At 58.1% G+C, this 17,325-nt stretch carries 18 protein-coding genes; 10 read left to right on the top strand and 8 right to left on the bottom strand.

The window, feature by feature from the left end:
• Positions 1–9: 9 nt before the first annotated feature.
• Positions 10–774 carry a 30S ribosomal protein S2 gene (gene rpsB / locus ABY948_RS00175; protein ID WP_461480472.1) on the bottom strand — a complete coding sequence of 255 codons (765 nt, stop codon included), beginning with the start codon at positions 772–774 and terminating at the stop codon, positions 10–12.
• A 259-nt stretch (positions 775–1,033) separates the two neighbouring features.
• On the opposite strand from rpsB, the gene map reads away from it, so the two are divergent.
• From map to nth, 4 genes are read left to right on the top strand one after another with little or no spacing between them, the layout of a single operon-like run.
• Positions 1,034–1,804: a type I methionyl aminopeptidase gene (gene map / locus ABY948_RS00170; protein ID WP_461480471.1), complete on the top strand. Its 771-nt coding sequence runs from the start codon at positions 1,034–1,036 to the stop codon at positions 1,802–1,804.
• Complete coding sequence (locus ABY948_RS00165) at positions 1,804–4,515, top strand: [protein-PII] uridylyltransferase (RefSeq protein ID WP_461480470.1); 2,712 nt, start codon at positions 1,804–1,806, stop codon at positions 4,513–4,515. Before map ends, ABY948_RS00165 begins: the two co-directional genes overlap by 1 nt.
• 48 nt (positions 4,516–4,563) lie before the next feature.
• Positions 4,564–5,778 (top strand): succinyldiaminopimelate transaminase, encoded by a 1,215-nt coding sequence (gene dapC, locus ABY948_RS00160; protein WP_461480469.1) that lies wholly within the window; start codon positions 4,564–4,566, stop codon positions 5,776–5,778.
• 4 nt (positions 5,779–5,782) lie between these two features.
• A complete protein-coding gene (gene nth / locus ABY948_RS00155) occupies positions 5,783–6,436 on the top strand; it encodes an endonuclease III (protein ID WP_461480468.1) in 654 nt (217 codons plus the stop codon).
• Between the two features lie 15 nt (positions 6,437–6,451).
• On the opposite strand, the gene ABY948_RS00150 is transcribed toward nth, so the two are convergent.
• Together ABY948_RS00150 and ABY948_RS00145 are read right to left on the bottom strand one after the other, a co-directional pair.
• Positions 6,452–7,333, bottom strand: a complete 882-nt coding sequence (locus ABY948_RS00150) for a CHAD domain-containing protein (RefSeq protein ID WP_461480467.1) — start codon at positions 7,331–7,333, stop codon at positions 6,452–6,454.
• A 20-nt stretch (positions 7,334–7,353) separates the two neighbouring features.
• Positions 7,354–7,875 carry a SixA phosphatase family protein gene (locus ABY948_RS00145; protein WP_461480466.1) on the bottom strand — a complete coding sequence of 174 codons (522 nt, stop codon included), beginning with the start codon at positions 7,873–7,875 and terminating at the stop codon, positions 7,354–7,356.
• A gap of 114 nt (positions 7,876–7,989) precedes the next feature.
• Here ABY948_RS00145 and ABY948_RS00140 point away from each other — a divergent pair, with 114 nt between their 5' ends.
• The 5 genes from ABY948_RS00140 (at position 7,990) to ABY948_RS00120 (ending at position 12,151) form a co-directional block, all read left to right on the top strand.
• A complete protein-coding gene (locus ABY948_RS00140; RefSeq protein WP_461480465.1) occupies positions 7,990–8,343 on the top strand; it encodes an ArsC family reductase in 354 nt (117 codons plus the stop codon).
• 23 nt (positions 8,344–8,366) lie between these two features.
• Positions 8,367–9,401, top strand: coding sequence for a 2,3,4,5-tetrahydropyridine-2,6-dicarboxylate N-succinyltransferase (gene dapD, locus ABY948_RS00135; protein WP_461480464.1), 1,035 nt, complete (start codon positions 8,367–8,369; stop codon positions 9,399–9,401).
• Positions 9,402–9,569: 168 nt separating this feature from the next.
• Positions 9,570–10,124 (top strand): heme-binding beta-barrel domain-containing protein, encoded by a 555-nt coding sequence (locus tag ABY948_RS00130; protein ID WP_461480463.1) that lies wholly within the window; start codon positions 9,570–9,572, stop codon positions 10,122–10,124.
• An 81-nt stretch (positions 10,125–10,205) separates the two neighbouring features.
• Positions 10,206–11,342 (top strand): succinyl-diaminopimelate desuccinylase, encoded by a 1,137-nt coding sequence (gene dapE, locus ABY948_RS00125; RefSeq protein ID WP_461480462.1) that lies wholly within the window; start codon positions 10,206–10,208, stop codon positions 11,340–11,342.
• 20 nt (positions 11,343–11,362) lie between these two features.
• Positions 11,363–12,151 carry a PhzF family phenazine biosynthesis protein gene (locus tag ABY948_RS00120; protein ID WP_461480461.1) on the top strand — a complete coding sequence of 263 codons (789 nt, stop codon included), beginning with the start codon at positions 11,363–11,365 and terminating at the stop codon, positions 12,149–12,151.
• 47 nt (positions 12,152–12,198) lie between these two features.
• Here the strand turns inward: ABY948_RS00120 and ABY948_RS00115 are convergent, their stop codons facing one another.
• Both ABY948_RS00115 and ABY948_RS00110 read right to left on the bottom strand, forming a co-directional pair.
• Positions 12,199–13,017 (bottom strand): class I SAM-dependent methyltransferase, encoded by an 819-nt coding sequence (locus ABY948_RS00115; RefSeq protein WP_461480460.1) that lies wholly within the window; start codon positions 13,015–13,017, stop codon positions 12,199–12,201.
• Complete coding sequence (locus tag ABY948_RS00110; RefSeq protein WP_461480459.1) at positions 12,995–13,645, bottom strand: OmpA family protein; 651 nt, start codon at positions 13,643–13,645, stop codon at positions 12,995–12,997. Before ABY948_RS00110 ends, ABY948_RS00115 begins: the two co-directional genes overlap by 23 nt.
• Positions 13,646–13,783: 138 nt before the next feature.
• Here ABY948_RS00110 and ABY948_RS00105 point away from each other — a divergent pair, with 138 nt between their 5' ends.
• Entirely contained in the window at positions 13,784–14,224 is a 441-nt protein-coding gene (locus tag ABY948_RS00105; RefSeq protein WP_461480458.1) for a hypothetical protein, read from the top strand.
• Positions 14,225–14,536: 312 nt separating this feature from the next.
• On the opposite strand, the gene ABY948_RS00100 is transcribed toward ABY948_RS00105, so the two are convergent.
• Genes ABY948_RS00100 through dapA form a run of 3 tightly spaced genes read right to left on the bottom strand, consistent with a single transcriptional unit; the run spans position 14,537 to position 17,270 of the window.
• Positions 14,537–15,319 carry an MBL fold metallo-hydrolase gene (locus ABY948_RS00100; protein WP_461480457.1) on the bottom strand — a complete coding sequence of 261 codons (783 nt, stop codon included), beginning with the start codon at positions 15,317–15,319 and terminating at the stop codon, positions 14,537–14,539.
• Positions 15,320–15,321: 2 nt separating this feature from the next.
• The gene (gene bamC / locus ABY948_RS00095; protein ID WP_461480456.1) at positions 15,322–16,365 is read right to left on the bottom strand and encodes an outer membrane protein assembly factor BamC; all 1,044 of its coding nucleotides are present in this window, start codon (positions 16,363–16,365) and stop codon (positions 15,322–15,324) included.
• Positions 16,365–17,270: a 4-hydroxy-tetrahydrodipicolinate synthase gene (dapA, locus tag ABY948_RS00090; RefSeq protein ID WP_461480455.1), complete on the bottom strand. Its 906-nt coding sequence runs from the start codon at positions 17,268–17,270 to the stop codon at positions 16,365–16,367. Before dapA ends, bamC begins: the two co-directional genes overlap by 1 nt.
• Positions 17,271–17,325: the final 55 nt, after the last annotated feature.

Below are 17,325 nucleotides of genomic sequence, written 5' to 3'. Positions count from 1 at the left end.
TGCTGATAATTACTCGGCGGCCGCTTCACTGTTGCTGTTGTCGCCTTCCTCCACCACCTCGACAAATTCATCTTTGTTCGGGGTGTTGCCAGACTGCGACTTGCCTTCAAGAATGGCGTCAGCAATGGCCGTGGTGTACAGCTTGATGGCGCGAATTGCATCATCGTTGCCGGGGATAACGTAGTCGACACCTTCGGGATTGCTGTTGGTATCCACCACACCGATGACCGGAATGCCAAGCTTGTTGGCTTCCTGAATAGCGATGCGCTCGTGATCCACGTCGATCACAAACAGCATATCCGGCAGGCCGCCCATATCCTTGATACCACCGATAGAGCGCTCGAGCTTCTCCATCAGACGGGTTCTCATCAGCGCTTCTTTCTTGGTCAGCTTTTCGAAGGTGTCATCCTGGCTCTGGGCTTCCAGCTCGCGGAAGCGGCGGATTGAGGCGCGGATGGTTTTGTAGTTGGTCAACATACCGCCCAGCCAGCGATGGCTGACGAAAGGCATACCGGCGCGCTGCGCCTGTTCGACGATGGCTTTCTGCGCGGCACGCTTGGTGCCAACCATCAATACCTTGTTGCCATTGGCCGCAACCTGACGGACCACTTCCAGCGCGTCATTGAACGCGGGGACGGTGTATTCCAGGTTGAGGATATGAATTTTGTTGCGGGCCCCAAAGATGTATTGATCCATTTTGGGATTCCAGAAGCGGGTCTGGTGACCAAAATGCACACCAGCCTGCAACATGTCACGCATGCTTACACTTGCCATTTTTAATGTCCTGTTTAAGGGTTAAACCTCCACATACCCCACCCATCAACCCCTTTCAGGGCACCCAGACAAGCGTGACGGTACGTGTGTGTCGTTAAAGATACGAATTGCCACGGGGCGGAGTGCCGCGAAGCGGTGCGCTTTATACCATATCGGCGGCTTTTATTGAAGCAAAAATCACCTTTATGCGACGGATGCCACTACCCCGGACAATCCGTTACAATGGCCCGTTTTTAGCAGTGTAACCGGGATCCACGCTATGGCAGTCTCCATCAAAACCGCCGCCGAACTTGAGAAAATGCGCATTGCCGGCAGGCTGGCGGCCGAAGTACTCGAAATGATCGAGCCCTACGTAGTGCCCGGTGTGACCACCGGCGAACTCGACAGGATCTGCCACGAATACATGGTCAACCAGCAGCAGGGCATTCCCGCGCCACTCAATTATCGCGGTTTCCCGAAATCCATCTGCGCTTCCGTCAACCAGGTGGTCTGCCATGGCATTCCCTCGGAGAAGAAGAAACTGAACGACGGCGACATCGTCAATCTCGATATCACCGTCATCAAGGATGGCTACTACGGTGACACCAGCATGATGTTTTATGTCGGCAATGTGCCGGAACACGCCCAGCGGCTGTGCCAGGTCGCCCAGGAGTGCCTCTATAAGGGCATCAGCGTGGTGCGCCCGGGCGCCCGTTTGGGCGACATCGGCCACATCATCCAGCAGCACGCGGAAAGTCATTTTTACAGTGTGGTGCGAGACTACTGCGGCCATGGCATCGGCACCGAGTTCCACCAGGACCCGCAAGTACTCCATTTTGGCAAACCCGACACTGGCCTGGTACTGCGGGAAGGCATGACCTTCACCATTGAACCCATGGTGAATGCGGGCCGCTATCAGACCAAGCTGAAAAAAGATGGCTGGACAGTAGAAACCAAGGATGGCCGCCTTTCCGCCCAGTGGGAGCACACCCTGGCGGTCACCGCGGATGGCGTGGAAGTCCTCACCGCGCGCAGGGAAGAACAGTTTTAATGGAAGACGAGTCAAAATACCTGCTGTTCTTTGACCGGCGCCGCTTCCGTGAGGATCTGGCGACGCGCAATCCCATCCACGTGTTCAAAAATGCCATCGGCGCGGCCAACCATCACTTTAATGCCCGTTTTCACGAGGGGGAGCAAACCGCCAACATCATCCACGATCGCGCCAAGTTCATGGATATGATGCTGCGCCAGGCCTGGAACCGCTTTGACTGGAGCAAGAATATCTCCCTGCTGGCTGTGGGTGGGTATGGCCGGGAAGAGCTTCACCCGCAGTCCGATATCGACCTGCTGATATTGATTCGCTGGGGCAATCCCCGTCGCCACCAGAAAAATATTGAGGCGTTCCTGACGTTCCTCTGGGATATCCAGCTGAAGATCGGCCACAGTGTCCGCACCCTGTCCCATTGTGTGGCCGAGGCAAAAATCGATATCACCGTGGCCACCAACCTGATGGAGACCCGCACCATCGCCGGCGACGAATGCCTGCGCCAGGCGATGATCAAGAAAACGGGGCCCAGGAAGATCTGGCCGGACAAGGCCTTTTTCCGCGCCAAACTGGACGAGCAGATTGAACGGCACCGGAAACACGGCAATACCGAGTACAACCTGGAGCCCAACGTCAAGGAAGCCCCCGGGGGACTGCGCGACATCCAGATGATCAACTGGGTGGCCAAGCGGCACTTCAACGTTGAATCCCTCGATGAACTGGTGGGCAAGGAATTTCTGAATACCGAGGAATTCCTGCAGTTAAAGCGCGGCGAGGCCTTCCTGTGGAAAGTCCGCTACGGCTTGCACCTGCTCGCCGAACGCCCTGAAGAGCGGTTGCTGTTTGACTACCAGCGCAAACTGGCGGCCATGTTTGGCTACCACGACAGCGAAGAGCGCCTCGGCGTGGAAAAATTCATGCAGCACTACTATCAGGTGGTGCTGTCGATGCGGGAACTCAATGATGTGATGCTGCAATACCTGGATGAAGTCATTCTGCGCAAGGACAAGGCTAAAAACGTCTATGCCCTGAATGAGCGCTTCCAGGTGCGCGACAAACACATCGAAACCGTCGGCGAGTATGTCTTCGCCAAATACCCCTCCGCCCTGCTGGAAATTTTCTGCCTGCTGGGGGAGAACGAAAACATAGAGGGCATCCGCGCGGCCACCATCCGGCAGATCCGCCAGCACCGCAAGTTGATCGACGACGATTTCCGCAACGAACCCCAGAACAAGGCGCTGTTCCTGCGGCTGTTGCGCAGCCCCCACAAGATGAGCACCCAGCTGCAGCGCATGACCCGTTACGGCATCCTCGGTCGCTACCTGCCCGAGTTCGGCCGCATCATCGGCCAGACCCAGCACGACCTGTTCCACCGCTATCCCGTGGACGCCCACACCCTGCAACTGATCAAGAACATGCGGGTGCTGGACCGCCCGGAGATGGCCGAACGCTACCCGCTGTGCTCGCACATTTATAAAAACCTGCCCAAACCGGAACTGGTCTTTGTTGCGGGCCTCTACCACGATATCGCCAAGGGCCGCGGTGGCGACCACTCTTCCCTCGGGGCTCACGATGCGGAGGAATTTTGCCGCCGCCACGGTTTCAGCGCCGAGGAAACCCGGCTGATATCCTGGCTGGTGGGGCACCACCTGATCATGTCCAACACCTCACAGCGGGCGGACATCTCGGATCCGGACGTGATCTACAAATTCGCCAAGCTAATGGGCAATCAGCTGCACCTCGACTACCTGTTCGTACTGACAGTCGCCGACATCACCGCCACCAACCCGACCCTGTGGAATACCTGGAAGGCGTCCTTGATGCGCCAGCTTTATTCCGAAACCAAACGCGCCCTGTTGCGCGGTCTGGAAAACCCCTTCGACCGGGATGCCTGGGTTGAAAGCACCAAACAGGCCGCCATCGAAACCCTGGCTGAATACGGTATCAGCCAGCCCCGGGCACTCGATATCTGGGGTAATGTGGATGATGAATTTTTTCTGCGGGAGAAGTCGGACGATATTGCCATGTACACCGCGGCCATCGCCAAACAGGAGGGCAGCTCTGATCCGGTGATTTTGATCCAGAATGCCGGGGTGGAAATCCCCATCGCTACCCAGATCTTCATCCACACCAAGGGTATCGACAATGTGTTTCCCACCACTGCCGCCACCCTCGACCACCTGCAACTGAACATTATGGATGCGCGGCTGCACCGGGATACAGAGGGACACACCTTTGACACCTTCTATGTGTTGGATGAAAACAACCAGCCCTTTGGCCACAACACCGAGATGCTGGCAAAAATTCAGCGCACCCTGGCGGAAGCGCTGAAGAATCCCAACCCGGCAATATTCGAGGTACAGCGCCGCACACCGCGCCACCTCAAGCAGTTCACCCTGCGCACCATTGCCAGCATCAGCAACGACATTGAGAAAAGCGCCACCATTCTCGAAGTGATCACCCCGGATCGCCCCGGCCTGCTGGCTCACCTGGGCCGCATTTTCATGCGTTTCGAGCTGCGCCTGTTGAGTGCGAAAATTGCCACCCTCGGCGAGCGGGTGGAAGACGTTTTCTACCTGGTAAACACCGATTACCAGCCTCTCAGCGACGCCGCTTTCTGCGAGGAATTGAGCGACACCATCTGCAAGGAGCTGGATGCCCGCAACAAGGAAGACGTCGAGGGTGAACCGTTACAGCAGATGAAACTCTGGCAATAGCGTCCGCGCCAGCGAGCCGTTGACCCACACAACCCTATAGCGACAGCCATGAACACCGATCTCGACAAGCTGCATCCCTACCCGTTCGAAAAACTCAATGCCCTGAAGTCGGGCATTGTGCCGCCGACCCATCTGCAGCACATCGCCCTGTCCATTGGCGAACCCAAGCACCCTACCCCGGCATTTGTAAAGCAGGTGCTGATGGAATCCCTGGAAAAACTGTCCGCCTACCCCCTCACCAAGGGGATTCCCGAACTCCGGGAAACCATCGCCAGCTGGTTGTGCCGCCGCTTCCAGTTGGCACAGCTGGACCCTGAAACCCAGGTGTTGCCGGTCAATGGCACCCGCGAGGCACTGTTTGCCTTTGCCCAGGCGGTGGTCGAGCGCGACAAAAAACCGCTGGTACTCAGCCCCAATCCCTTCTACCAGATCTACGAGGGCGCAGCGCTGCTGGCCGGCGCAGAGCTGCAGTTTCTCAACTGTACCGAGGCAACGGGCTTTGCCCCCGACTTTGCGGCGGTGTCGGAAGACACCTGGCAGCGCTGCCAGCTGCTCTATCTGTGCAGCCCCGGCAACCCGACCGGAGCAGTTGCCGACCTGCCGACGTTGCAGGCACTGATCGCCCTGGCAGACCGCTACGATTTCATCATTGCCAGCGACGAGTGTTACTCGGAAATCTATCCCGATGAAGCCAACCCGCCGCCGGGACTGCTGCAGGCCTGCGCCGCTATGGGCCGCAGCGACTACCGCCGCTGTGTGGTGTTTCACAGCCTCTCCAAGCGCTCCAATCTGCCCGGACTGCGCTCCGGTTTCGTGGCGGGGGATGCCCAGGTGCTAAAAGCCTTTCTGCGCTACCGCACCTACCACGGCTGCGCCATGCCGGTACCCACCCAACTGGCCAGTGTTGCCGCCTGGAACGATGAACAGCACGTGCGGGAAAACCGCGCACTGTACCGGCAAAAGTTCCAGGTGTTCCAGGAAATTCTCGGCGATATCCTGCCGCTGAGCACGCCCGATGCGGGCTTTTATTTCTGGGCGGATACCCGTCCGGCACAGCTGGGCAGTGACGAAGACTTCGCCCGGGAACTGTTCGCCCGGCAGCACATCACCGTGCTGCCCGGTCGCTACCTGGCGCGCGATTGCGACGGCATCAATCCCGGCGAGAACCGGGTGCGCATGGCGCTGGTGGCCCCGACTGAAGAGTGCCGGGAAGCGGCATTGCGCATCCGTCAATTTATCAAAACCGCCCCCGCGGCACGCTGATACCATGCTCAAGCAAGCACGGGCTGAGTATATTCGCCAACGGCTCGAGGAACTGTACCCGGAGCCGCCGATCCCACTGGCCCACCGGGACGCCTACACCCTGCTGGTGGCGGTATTGCTGTCGGCCCAGTGTACCGATGAGCGGGTCAACCAGGTCACACCAACCTTGTTTGCCCTGGCGGACAACCCCCGGGACATGAGCCGGGTTGCCGTGGAACAGGTGTACGACATCATTCGCCCCTGCGGCCTGGCGCCGCAAAAATCGAAGGCAATTGTCAGGCTCTCGCAGATTCTGGTGGAGCAGTACGGCGGCGAAGTGCCGGAGGATATGGCGGCACTGGAAACCCTTCCCGGGGTCGGCCACAAGACCGCCAGCGTGGTGATGTCCCAAGCCTTTGGTCAGCCCGCCTTTCCCGTGGACACCCATATTCACCGGCTGGCCCAGCGCTGGGGGCTGAGCAACGGCAGCAGCGTGACGCAAACAGAGAAGGACCTGAAACGACTGTTCCCCAAACAGAGCTGGAACGCCCTGCACTTGCAGATCATCTACTACGGCCGCGAATTCTGTCCGGCCCGCAGCTGCAACGGCTTGAGCTGTGAAATATGCCGAACCTGCTTTCCCAACCGCAAGCGCCCGCTGCAAACCCGCAAAGCCTGAACCGCTCAGCGGCGGTCACCCCACCGCTTTCCGCCAGCGCCGTGCAAACCAATGGCCATAGGCAGCGGGACTTCTCGGGAACAGCCCCTTGGCCAATTTGAGAGTCTGGCGAGACCACCGGGCCTGTTGCGCCGACAGGCTTTCCAGCAACCACCGGTTGCCCTGCCGGGGCGTTACCCAGCGGCTGGCCAGCACCGCCAGATCATGGTGTTCCCCCAACAGATCACACAAGCTATCCAGGTCGGCCATCGCTGTTTTGGGCAGCGGACACAGCGATGTGACCAACTGCATCTGATAGCAGTGGTACTTGGCGTGTTTGCGCCAGTAGTGGTAATCCTCATCCTCGCCGCTGCGGCGAGCCAGCTTCCAGCCGCGCCGGGCGGCAGCATAGGTTGTGGATATACCGAGGGACAGCGCCCGAAAATCAAAGGGGATCGGCCCCGCCTGGCCCTGCTGGCGAATAAAATGTTTCAGCCGGTCCGCCACCGGTACCACCTGCAGCGAGGCCTGGGCGGCTGCCTCACGCTCCCGCCGGGACAACAGCCCGACCAATTCCGCGGTTAGAGGATCCACAACCAGAGCGGCATCCACCTTGCAAAGCCTGGCCAGGGTAGCCCCCATCACCTGATGGTCACGCAGCCCAGACAACTGCCCTGAGAGATCGCGAAAAAACTGGTTGCCCTGTCGAAAGGTCAGCTTATCCGAGGGTTTGAGCAAGCGATAGCAGGCGCGCAGGCGCTTGAAGCACTTGCGCGCCTCGTGGATACCGTCGAGCTGGGATGCCGTCACGGATTGCAACTGATCCAGTGCCAGCGATGATTGCTGGCGAATAATCCGGTTGAACTCGCCCTGTAAATCCCAGCTATTGAAGGCGAAGGTGTCCACGGCTGTTTCCATTCCTCCACCGCTATTGGTGATCAATCAATTCCCAGGGAAATCTTCTTGCCGGTCACACTTTTCGGGAAATCGAAATAGGTCAGTTCCGCCATGCCGGCGCCCAGGTCATGCCACTGGCCGATACGCACGCGCAACAGCACCAGCCCGGAGGTGGGAATTTTCTCAATTTGCGACAACGTCAGAAAATTCACCAGATCGGTCATGGCCGGGTTGTGACAAATCACCACAAACTTGTCGGCCACGCTGTCCAGCGAGCGCAACCAGGCCAATATCTCCTCATAATTGAAAGTATAGAGTGCCGGGACCACTTCCAGGCTGGCGTCACTCAACCCCAGGTTGGGCATCAGCCACTCAGCCGTTTCAGTGGCCCTGACCGCCGGACTGGAGAAGACGCGTTTCAATGAAACCGGCTGTTCCTGCAAGCGCCGCCCCATCTCCGGCGCATCCACGCGGCCGCGGCGGTTGAGGGGTCGATCCAGATCGGGCATGGTCGCATCTTTCCAGCTGGATTTAGCGTGGCGAATCAGCGCAATCGTCTTCATGGCAGTCTCCCGTGAATGCATGGCTCAAGTTTGCTATCCTTCGCCGCTGTCTATAAATGAGTATGAGATTGGCTGGTTGATACCGCCAATCCGTGACAAACACGTGACAAACCCATGAATGACGTCATTCTTTACGGCATCAAGAACTGCGACACCGTCAAAAAAGCCCGCCGCTGGCTGGAGGAGCATCAGGTAATCTACCGTTTTCACGACGTGCGCAGCGACGGCCTGGAACTGGATTTGCTCAACCGCTGGATAGCCGCCGCCGGCTGGGGGAAAGTGCTCAACAAGGCCGGCACCACCTGGCGCAAGCTGGACCCAGCGACCCAGAAAGCAGTCTCTGCCGACAATGTCGCGGCACTGTTGCTGGAACACCCCGCCATGATCAAGCGCCCGGTGCTGGATCAGCAGGGCAACATCACGATCGGCTTCAAGCCGGCGTTATACGCATCACGCTTTAATCTGTAATTTTTTTGGAGATACATCGAGACATGACCGCACTCTACAGCTTTGGCCTGGGCATCGGCACCCAGAATAAAAACGGCGACTGGCTGGAGGTTTTCTACCCCAAGCCGTTGCTGACACCCAGCGATGCTGTACTCAAGGCAGTACAATCAGTTCTCGGCTATCAGGGTGGCAACCAGGCTGTTGCCCTCAACGCAGAGCAACTGGATAAACTTGCAGCAGCACTTGCCCATGCAGGAGCGCCGGAACAGGCAGCCATCGCCGTTCAGTTCCAAGAATGTGCCCGCCCTGCTGTCTTAACACTGCTGGCCGGTGACGACTCTCCTGGCTCCGTCCCCGAGGGCTACCTGAAACTGCACCTGCTTTCGCATCGACTGGTGAAGCCCAACAGTATCAACCTCACGGGACTGTTTGGCGTTCTGAAGAATGTGGCCTGGACCAGCGATGGCGCGATTGATCTGGAAGAACTCCCCGCCCGACAGCTACAAGCACGATTGAGCAACAAGGCCCTGTCAGTGGACAGCGTCGACAAATTCCCCAAGATGGTGGACTACGTGGTGCCCGCAGGCGTGCGCATCGCCGACACCGCCCGGGTGCGCCTGGGCGCCTACATCGGCGAGGGCACCACCATCATGCACGAGGGTTTCGTCAACTTTAATGCCGGCACCGAGGGCACCAGCATGGTGGAAGGCCGCATCTCCCAAGGCGTGTTCGTCAAGTCAGGTTCCGACCTGGGCGGCGGCAGCTCTACCATGGGCACCCTCTCGGGTGGCGGCAACATCATCATCACCATCGGCAACCAGTGCCTGCTGGGTGCCAACTCCGGACTCGGCATTCCCCTCGGCGATCGCTGCACGGTGGAAGCCGGCCTGTATATCACCGCCGGCACCAAGGTGGCCCTGCTGGATGACCGGAATCAGGTGGTCAGGCAGACGAAAGCCCGGGAGCTGGCCGGCAAGGATGACCTGCTGTTCCGTCGCAACTCCACTACCGGTGCGGTGGAGTGCCTGACCAACAAGTCCGCCGTTGAGCTCAACGAAGCCCTGCACGCCTCCAACTAGGACGCTGTACCGCCATCCAAAAAGCCCGGCCAATGGCTGGGCTTTTTTGTATCTGGGTCTGATTTTTCCGCTGGACGTCTGGCTATCGACCCTATTGCAGTTATCCATTTCTGGTTAAGCTGCGCAGGCGCTAATATCGACACTACCCGGCAGATGACAGGAGAACATATGAACTACGCTGAATACGGCCCACTGGCCAGCATCATCGGCACCTGGAAAGGCGACAGCGGTATGGATGTCGCCCCCGAATCCGATGGTATCGAGCAGAACCCCTATTACGAAACCCTGATTTGCGAGGCGGCCGGCGACCTCAAGAATGCCGAAACCCAGCAACTCTGGGTAGTTCGCTACCATCAGGAAGTGCGCCGCAAATCCAACCATGAGGTATTCCACGACCAGGTGGGTTACTGGATGTGGGACGCTGCCGCACAACAGGTCATCCAGTCGCTGACCATTCCCCGCGCAGTCTGTGTACTGGCAGGCGGGACGGCAACCACCACAGCGGAAGGCGCCACCCAGATTGACGTCAGCGCCAGTCTGGACGACCCGCACTGGAACATCCTGCAGTCCCCCTTCATGGCCAACAATGCCAAAACCACCCACTACAGCCACAGTATTACGGTCAAAGGTGACGTCATGGAATACACCGAGTCCACCATGCTGGATATCTATGGCCGGGAATTCGATCACACCGATGGCGATACGCTGTATCGCATCGCCTAATCCACCGGCGACCGCCCGTAGCGGTAGCCTATCCCCCGACAGCTCGCTAAACTTACGACCTCACTTCGAGGGCGTTTATCCATGACCACTGCTTCCCCCACGCTGGACCTGACCTGTGAACTGATCAGGCGCCGCTCAGTCACCCCGGCGGATGATGGCTGCCAAGAACTGATGATCGAGCGGCTACAGGCCCTGGGCTTTTGTATCGTCAGGCTGCCCTTTGGCGAGGTGGAAAACTTCTGGGCAGTGCGCGGGGAAACCGGCCCGACCCTGTGCTTTGCCGGTCATACCGATGTGGTGCCCACCGGGCCGGAGGGCGACTGGCAGCGGCCTCCCTTTGAGCCGCACATCGACAACGGCATTCTCTACGGTCGCGGTGCCGCCGACATGAAAGGCTCCCTGGCGGCCATGATCACGGCGGTGGAACAGTTCGTCGCCGAACACCCGGACCATCATGGCCAGATCGCTTTCCTGATCACCAGTGATGAGGAAGGCATTGCCGTCGACGGCACGATCAAGGTAGTGGAGTGGCTGCGGGAGCGCGATGCCATCCCAGAGTGGTGTCTGGTGGGCGAGCCTTCCAGCTCAAAACAGGTGGGCGATGTCATCAAAAATGGTCGCCGCGGTTCACTGGGTGCCGAACTGGTGGTCAAGGGTATACAGGGGCACGTGGCCTATCCCCAGCTGGCAGATAACCCCATCCACCGTATTGCCCCGGTACTGGCTGAACTGGCTGAAGAGTGCTGGGATAACGGCAATGACTTTTTCCCGGCCACCAGCTTCCAGATCTCCAACATTCAGGGCGGCACCGGCGCCACCAATGTCATTCCGGGCGCTGTGAAGGTGCTGTTCAATTTCCGCTTCTCTACCGAGGTCACGGCGGAGCAACTAAAAGCTCGAACCAAAGCCATTCTCGACAAGCACGGTTTGAACTATGAGATGCAGTGGAGCCTCAGTGGCCAGCCATTCCTGACCGCCGAGGGACCGCTGGTGGAGGCCACCGTCGCCAGTATCCGCGAGATCACCGGACAACAAACGGAGCTATCCACTGCCGGCGGCACCTCCGATGGGCGCTTCATCGCCCCCTACGGCTGCCAGGTGGTGGAGCTGGGTCCGGTCAATGCCACCATCCACAAGGTGGACGAGTGCGTCAGTGTGACGGACATCGAGCAACTCAGTGTCATCTACAGGCGCATACTGGACAAACTCCTAAGCTGAACATCGCCATAAGGAACTCAATGGACATTCCCCTTTACCAGATTGATGCTTTCAGCGATCAGCTATTTTCCGGCAACCCGGCAGCCGTCTGCCCCCTGCAGGCCTGGTTGCCGGATGACAAGCTCCAGGCTATTGCCGCCGAGAACACTCTGTCCGAGACCGCTTTTTTTGTCCCCCTGGAGCATACCGAAAATACCTATCAGCTGCGCTGGTTTACACCGACCACCGAAGTCGACCTCTGCGGTCACGCCACCCTCGCCAGTGCCCATGTGCTGTTTGAATTGCTGGGAATTGAGGGCGACCGCATCTGCTTTCACAGCCGCAGTGGCCCCCTCTATGTGATGAAAACCCCTCGGGGCCTGACGCTGGATTTCCCCGCCACGGCACAGACAGCGGCTGCGATCCCCGAGCATATCGAGCAGGGACTGGGACAAATACCCATTGCAGCCTTTGCCGCCAGCTACCTGATGCTGGTGTTTGCCTCGGAACAACAAATTATCGATCTGGAGCCGGATTTCAGATGGCTGGCACAGCTGCCCTATCGCGGCATTATCGCCACTGCACCCGGTACAGCATGCGACTTCGTCAGCCGCTTCTTTGCGCCTGCCAGCGGCATCGATGAAGATCCTGTCACCGGATCGGCGCACTGCGCCCTCACACCCTATTGGGCAGCTCAACTGGGAAAACAACAGCTTTCGGCTCGACAGCTTTCCCGACGCGGGGGTGCTATCACCTGTGAGCTAGCCGGAAATCGGGTATTGCTCTCTGGAACCGCCATCTGCTACCTGAGCGGCCACATCCACTGCTAGCTTCAGCCGCGTCGGTGCCTGTTGTGGTGTTCATCAACTTTGGCCGTTTACGGCAGCTTTTTTAATGGATAGACATCAAAACGGGTGGACTTGCCCTTCAGGGAATAACCGGGCTCCCGGCCATTGAGGTATGGGGCCTGAGCCGGCCGCTTGACCACCACCCGATAGCGGGCGCGGGCCAGTGCCAAAGGCAGTAAGTGATCGGCATCCTCATTGGCGCCGACCAATTGGTGAAATAGCTGCATATCCTTTTTCACCTTGCCGGACTTTTCCCGAGGGGGGAACATCGGGTCCAGGTAGATGACATCCGGCTGCTGTGAAGGCTCCAGCTCACTGAGGAACGCTTCGGCACTGTTCTGCACAGCACTCAAGCGCGCCAGAATGGACCGTAGGTCGGGATCGGCAAGCCCCCGCTCACGGGCTCGTTCCAGCCCATCGGCCAGCAGCGCGAACACCACCGGGTGGCGCTCAACCATCACCACTGTCGCTCCCAGGCTGGCCAGTACAAAACTGTCCCGGCCTAGTCCTGCGGTCAAGTCCAGCAAGCGGGGTTTGAAGCCCTTGTGACCCAGGCCAACGGCCTTGGCGATATCCTGCCCCTTGCCGCCACCATAGAGCCTGCGATGACGCAGTGCCCCGCCGGCGAAATCACAATAAACGGGACCCGGTTCTCCCGGCCCCATCAGCTGGAGCCCCACCCCCTGTGCATCGATAGACAGCGCCAGACCGACATACTGGTCAGCCCGGGATGGATCCAACAGCGCAATGCCCAGCTCGGCAGATAGCAAACCGGCCCGCTGTTCAAAGCCGGGCCGGGCAAGGATGGCGAGCTGGTCTAGCGCGTTACTGGAGGGGAACCAGTTCAAGCTCTACCCTTCTGTTCGCCTGGCGGCCGTATTCCGTACCGTTATCGGCAATCGCATAGCGCTCACCATAGCCTGTGGTCCAGACGCGACCGCTGGGGATGCCATAGCTGATCAGCAATTGACCGACACTGGCAGCCCGGCGCTCACTCAGGGTCTGGTTGTATTCAGAGCTACCCGTTGAGTCTGTATGGCCGGCAATGCGGATATTGGTCTTGTTGAATTCTTTCAGGACGATGGCGACGGATTCCAGGGTGCTGTAGAAGTCCGGCCGCACTTCATAGCGGTCGACACCAAAGGTGATGTTGCTGGGCATCACCAGGCGAATGTTGTCGCCCTCGCGCACCACCCTGACACCGGTACCTTCCAGCTTGGCCCGCAGGGCCGCTTCCTGGCGGTCCATGTAATAACCAATACCACCACCTACTGCGGCACCTGCCACGGCCCCGGTGAGGACGCCTTTCTTGCGGTCGTCATGACTGGACGTCGCTGCACCAATGACGGCACCTGCCACTGCGCCGATACCCGCGCCCTTGGCAGTATTACTGGTTTTTTGCTGGCCGGTATAAGGATCGGTGGACATACAGGCCGTCAATGTCACAACCAGCACGGCTAACAGAAGTTTTTTCATGGTTATTCCTCATTCCTGAACATAAAATCCCGGGCTTTGACACCCATATCCTAAAATTGCTTTATCCTTAATTGTGAGAAAAGAAAAAACCTTTTCAAGCGGCTTTCACGCCCCTCACTACAACTGGTTCACAGCTTTATGAAAAATCTAGCCCCACTGTTCCTCATGGTTTCTGCCCTGGCCCTGACCGGTTGCGAGAATTACACTTACACCCTCAACGAGCAACCGGTTTTTACGCCGCCGGGATTGTTCAGCAACTACCAGGTTGCCGACCAGGGGCTCGCCGGCTGTCTCAAGCAGGCCATTCTCGACCAGCAGGTCAGTAAAGCGCGCGATCTCATCCAGCTCAATTGCTCCAATGCCGGCATTACCAACCTGACAGGACTGGAGATCTTCACCGGCCTGACCCATGTCAACCTGGGCAATAATGCCCTCACCGAGATCAAACCGTTGCTGTTCCTGCCTCACCTCGACACGGTGTTGCTTGGAGGCAACGAGGCACTCAACTGTGGCGATGCCAAACTGCTCACCGATCAGGCCAGCGGTGCAGTCAGTCTACCCACTCACTGCTCTCAGTAAACGTTCTAACCCTAAAAAGGTTGACAAAATATTCGCAGCCACCCCCGAAAGTTACCCACAAATTCTGTGGATAACTTTGTGCATTACTTTCGTAAAACTCAGCTAACTCCGCAGAATTTGGGCTATATAAACAAAGTGTCTATTTTTTGATCACTTCAATTTATTCTTATTTTTCATATAGTTAACAAAATCAAAAGCAGATATCAATGACTTAGGAGGAGTTCCAAAGAATTCTGTAAAGTTATAGTGGTAATTGTGGACAACGGCCTACCAAAAACCCCTGATTACTGCACAAATGCTCTACAAACTGTGTCAGTTTCGATCAGTCGACAGCGACTGTGTGAGCTGTAACCAGTCAAACCCCTGTTGCTGACAGGCATAGTGGACCGAGCTAACAGATTGCTCAATGTCACCCATCACCTGTCGGACAATATCGACATCGTTGTTTTGCTGACTGATGTGCCCCAATACCAGGTGCTGCATCTGCTGCAGCTCGATACTGTCCAGTAACGACCGGGATTGCTGATTGTTGAGATGCCCCCAGCTGCTGGCAATACGCCGCTTCAATGCCGGTGGATAGCTGCCGTTTTGCAGCATGTTCAGATCGTGATTGCACTCCAGTAACAGGCCGTCACAGCGTGAGAAGTGCTCGATCACATGGGGGGTGACGCTGCCGAGATCGGTGAGCACGCCGAGGGTCAGGGCACCGCTCCTGAAAACGTACTGAACCGGCTCACGAGCGTCGTGGGGAACAGAGACGGGGGTAATCTCAATACCATCCTGAACGAAGGGAGAATGGCTCTCAATCAGCCTCAGATGGGGTTGTCCGTCAGCTTGTACAGCCTTGCTGGTACCGGCGGTCATCACAACCGGCAGACGGTACTTTTTGGCCAGGGGCAGCACCCCGCGCACATGGTCCGAATGCTCGTGGGTGACCAGAATGGCGTTGATATCCTGACCGGCCAGCCCGAGTCGCGCCAGCCGCCGCTCCGTCTCGCGAACAGAAAAGCCGCAATCGACCAGGAAGCGGGCAGTGCCGCAATCGACAACGGTGGCGTTGCCCTTGCTGCCGCTGCCCAGGGAGGCAAAGCGCATCGCTAGCTGAGGTTGCTGCGAATCACTTTAAGCAGTTTCATGGCAACAGCGCGATCGAGGTTTTTTTGCTCATCATCCAGAATACGCACTTCAACCACCTGCTCCTGTTGGGAAAGGTTAACCTGATATTGAACCGGCGGGACTTCTTCCACCTTGTGTCCGAAGTTGAGCAGTATTTCCATCAGGGTTCGCTCCTCTTCATCGGGGACGAGCTCCTTGAACTCAACCATTACCTTACCGGCGGTGCGGTTCTGGTCGATGACGCTAAAGCCGCCGCGCGACAAGGAGTTGATCATCGAGGTCCAAACCCTGTCGTAGCCCAGGTTAACGCGTATATAGGGCTCGACACCGTTGTCGGAAACGACCTGAACGCGCTCGTCACCACCGATTGTCTGGGCCAGCAGGGAAACACTGCCACTGGTGATATCGCTGGCCAGGGCATCGGAGGTAATCTGGACAAATTCCATTTCCCTGGCGTCATTCATCGACGTCTCCGGCCAGCCGGCAACCTCCGTCTCCTTCCCCAGGGGGGCGGCCATTTCCAGGATGCCGACTTCCGTGCTGTTGACCCCGACGCCAGGGGTGATGGTGAAGCGGAATCGGTGGCTGTTGGCCGTATCATCCTTGAACTGTAGCCACGAGGTTTCAATTTCACCGGCAATGGCATCAACCCGGGTAGTCGGCACCCGGCTGCGAGAGAGGATATTGCGAATTCTCGGCCAGACCTCGGCGGGCGGTTTGTTGATGGCTATCCAGCGCTTATCGCCAAAACTGTCGATTTTAACGGTTTGCTCAAAGAGGTTTTCCGACAGCGGTTGGGGTCTGGGCAACGAGAAGCGTGTGGCTTCAGCGGCGGTGTCGGGAATGACGGGAATGTCATAAAGCTGGCCGATCGCCGCACTGCTTTTTTCTTCGGGGACGACCAGGGGCGGAATCTCTCCCGCCCGCAGATAATCGTTGCTGCGATCCCTCACCCCGTTGTTACCACAGCCTGCCACGGCCAGAGTTAATACCGCGATAGAAAACTGTTTCAGGCTAGGCTTCATTAGGACTCCGCTTTCATTTCATTGCTGTTGAGCAAACCTGCCTGCCGCAGGGCTGCCAACACTATGTGGTGGTGTTCCGCAGACAATTCCGTGAGCGGTAAACGAATGCCATGCTGCATCAATCCCATCTCGGCAACGGCCCACTTCACCGGGATAGGGTTGGATTCGACAAACAGGGCCTGGTGGACGGGCTGTAACAACTGGTTAATGGCCCGCGCCTCCTCTGCCTGACCCGCCAGGGCCAGGCGACACATTTCTGACATCAATTTGGGGGCGACGTTCGCCGTGACGGAGATATCGCCGTGACCGCCCATCAAAATGAGTTCCGCCGCCGTCAGGTCATCGCCGGAATAAATGGCAAAACCCGGGGGGCAAATATCAATCAACTGGCGGCCCCTGGCGAGATCGCCGGTAGCATCCTTGATGCCCACAATATTGGGAATTTCGGCCAGCCTGGCCACGGTGTCGGGGAGCATATCACAGGCGGTACGGCCCGGCACATTGTAGAGAATCTGCGGGATGTCCACCGCCTCCGCGATGGCCTTGTGGTGCAGGTACAGCCCCTGCTGGGTTGGCTTGTTGTAATAGGGTGTCACCAACAGGCAGGCATCGGCTCCGGCCTGGAGGGCGCGCCGGGTACACTCGATGGCTTCTCGGGTACAATTTGCACCCGTCCCGGCAATCACGGGTACGCGACCATCCACATCCTCAACAATGGCGGCAATGGTGGCCATGTGCTCCTGCACATCCAGGGTCGGCGACTCACCGGTGGTGCCCACGGCAACAATGGCATCAGTGCCCTGTTCAATATGCCATTCCACCAGACGTTTCAGTCCGTCCCAGTCCACTTCCAGGTTATTGCGAATCATGGGAGTGACCAGGGCAACAATACTTCCGGTGATCATCGAGGGCCTCAAAAAGTCTGTGGAAAAATCAAAGGCGTAATGGTACTGACCCGCT

Source organism: Porticoccus sp., from assembly GCF_041592135.1.
Classification (GTDB): Bacteria; Pseudomonadota; Gammaproteobacteria; order Pseudomonadales; family Porticoccaceae; genus Porticoccus.
This window is presented reverse-complemented; position numbering and strand designations above follow the sequence as displayed.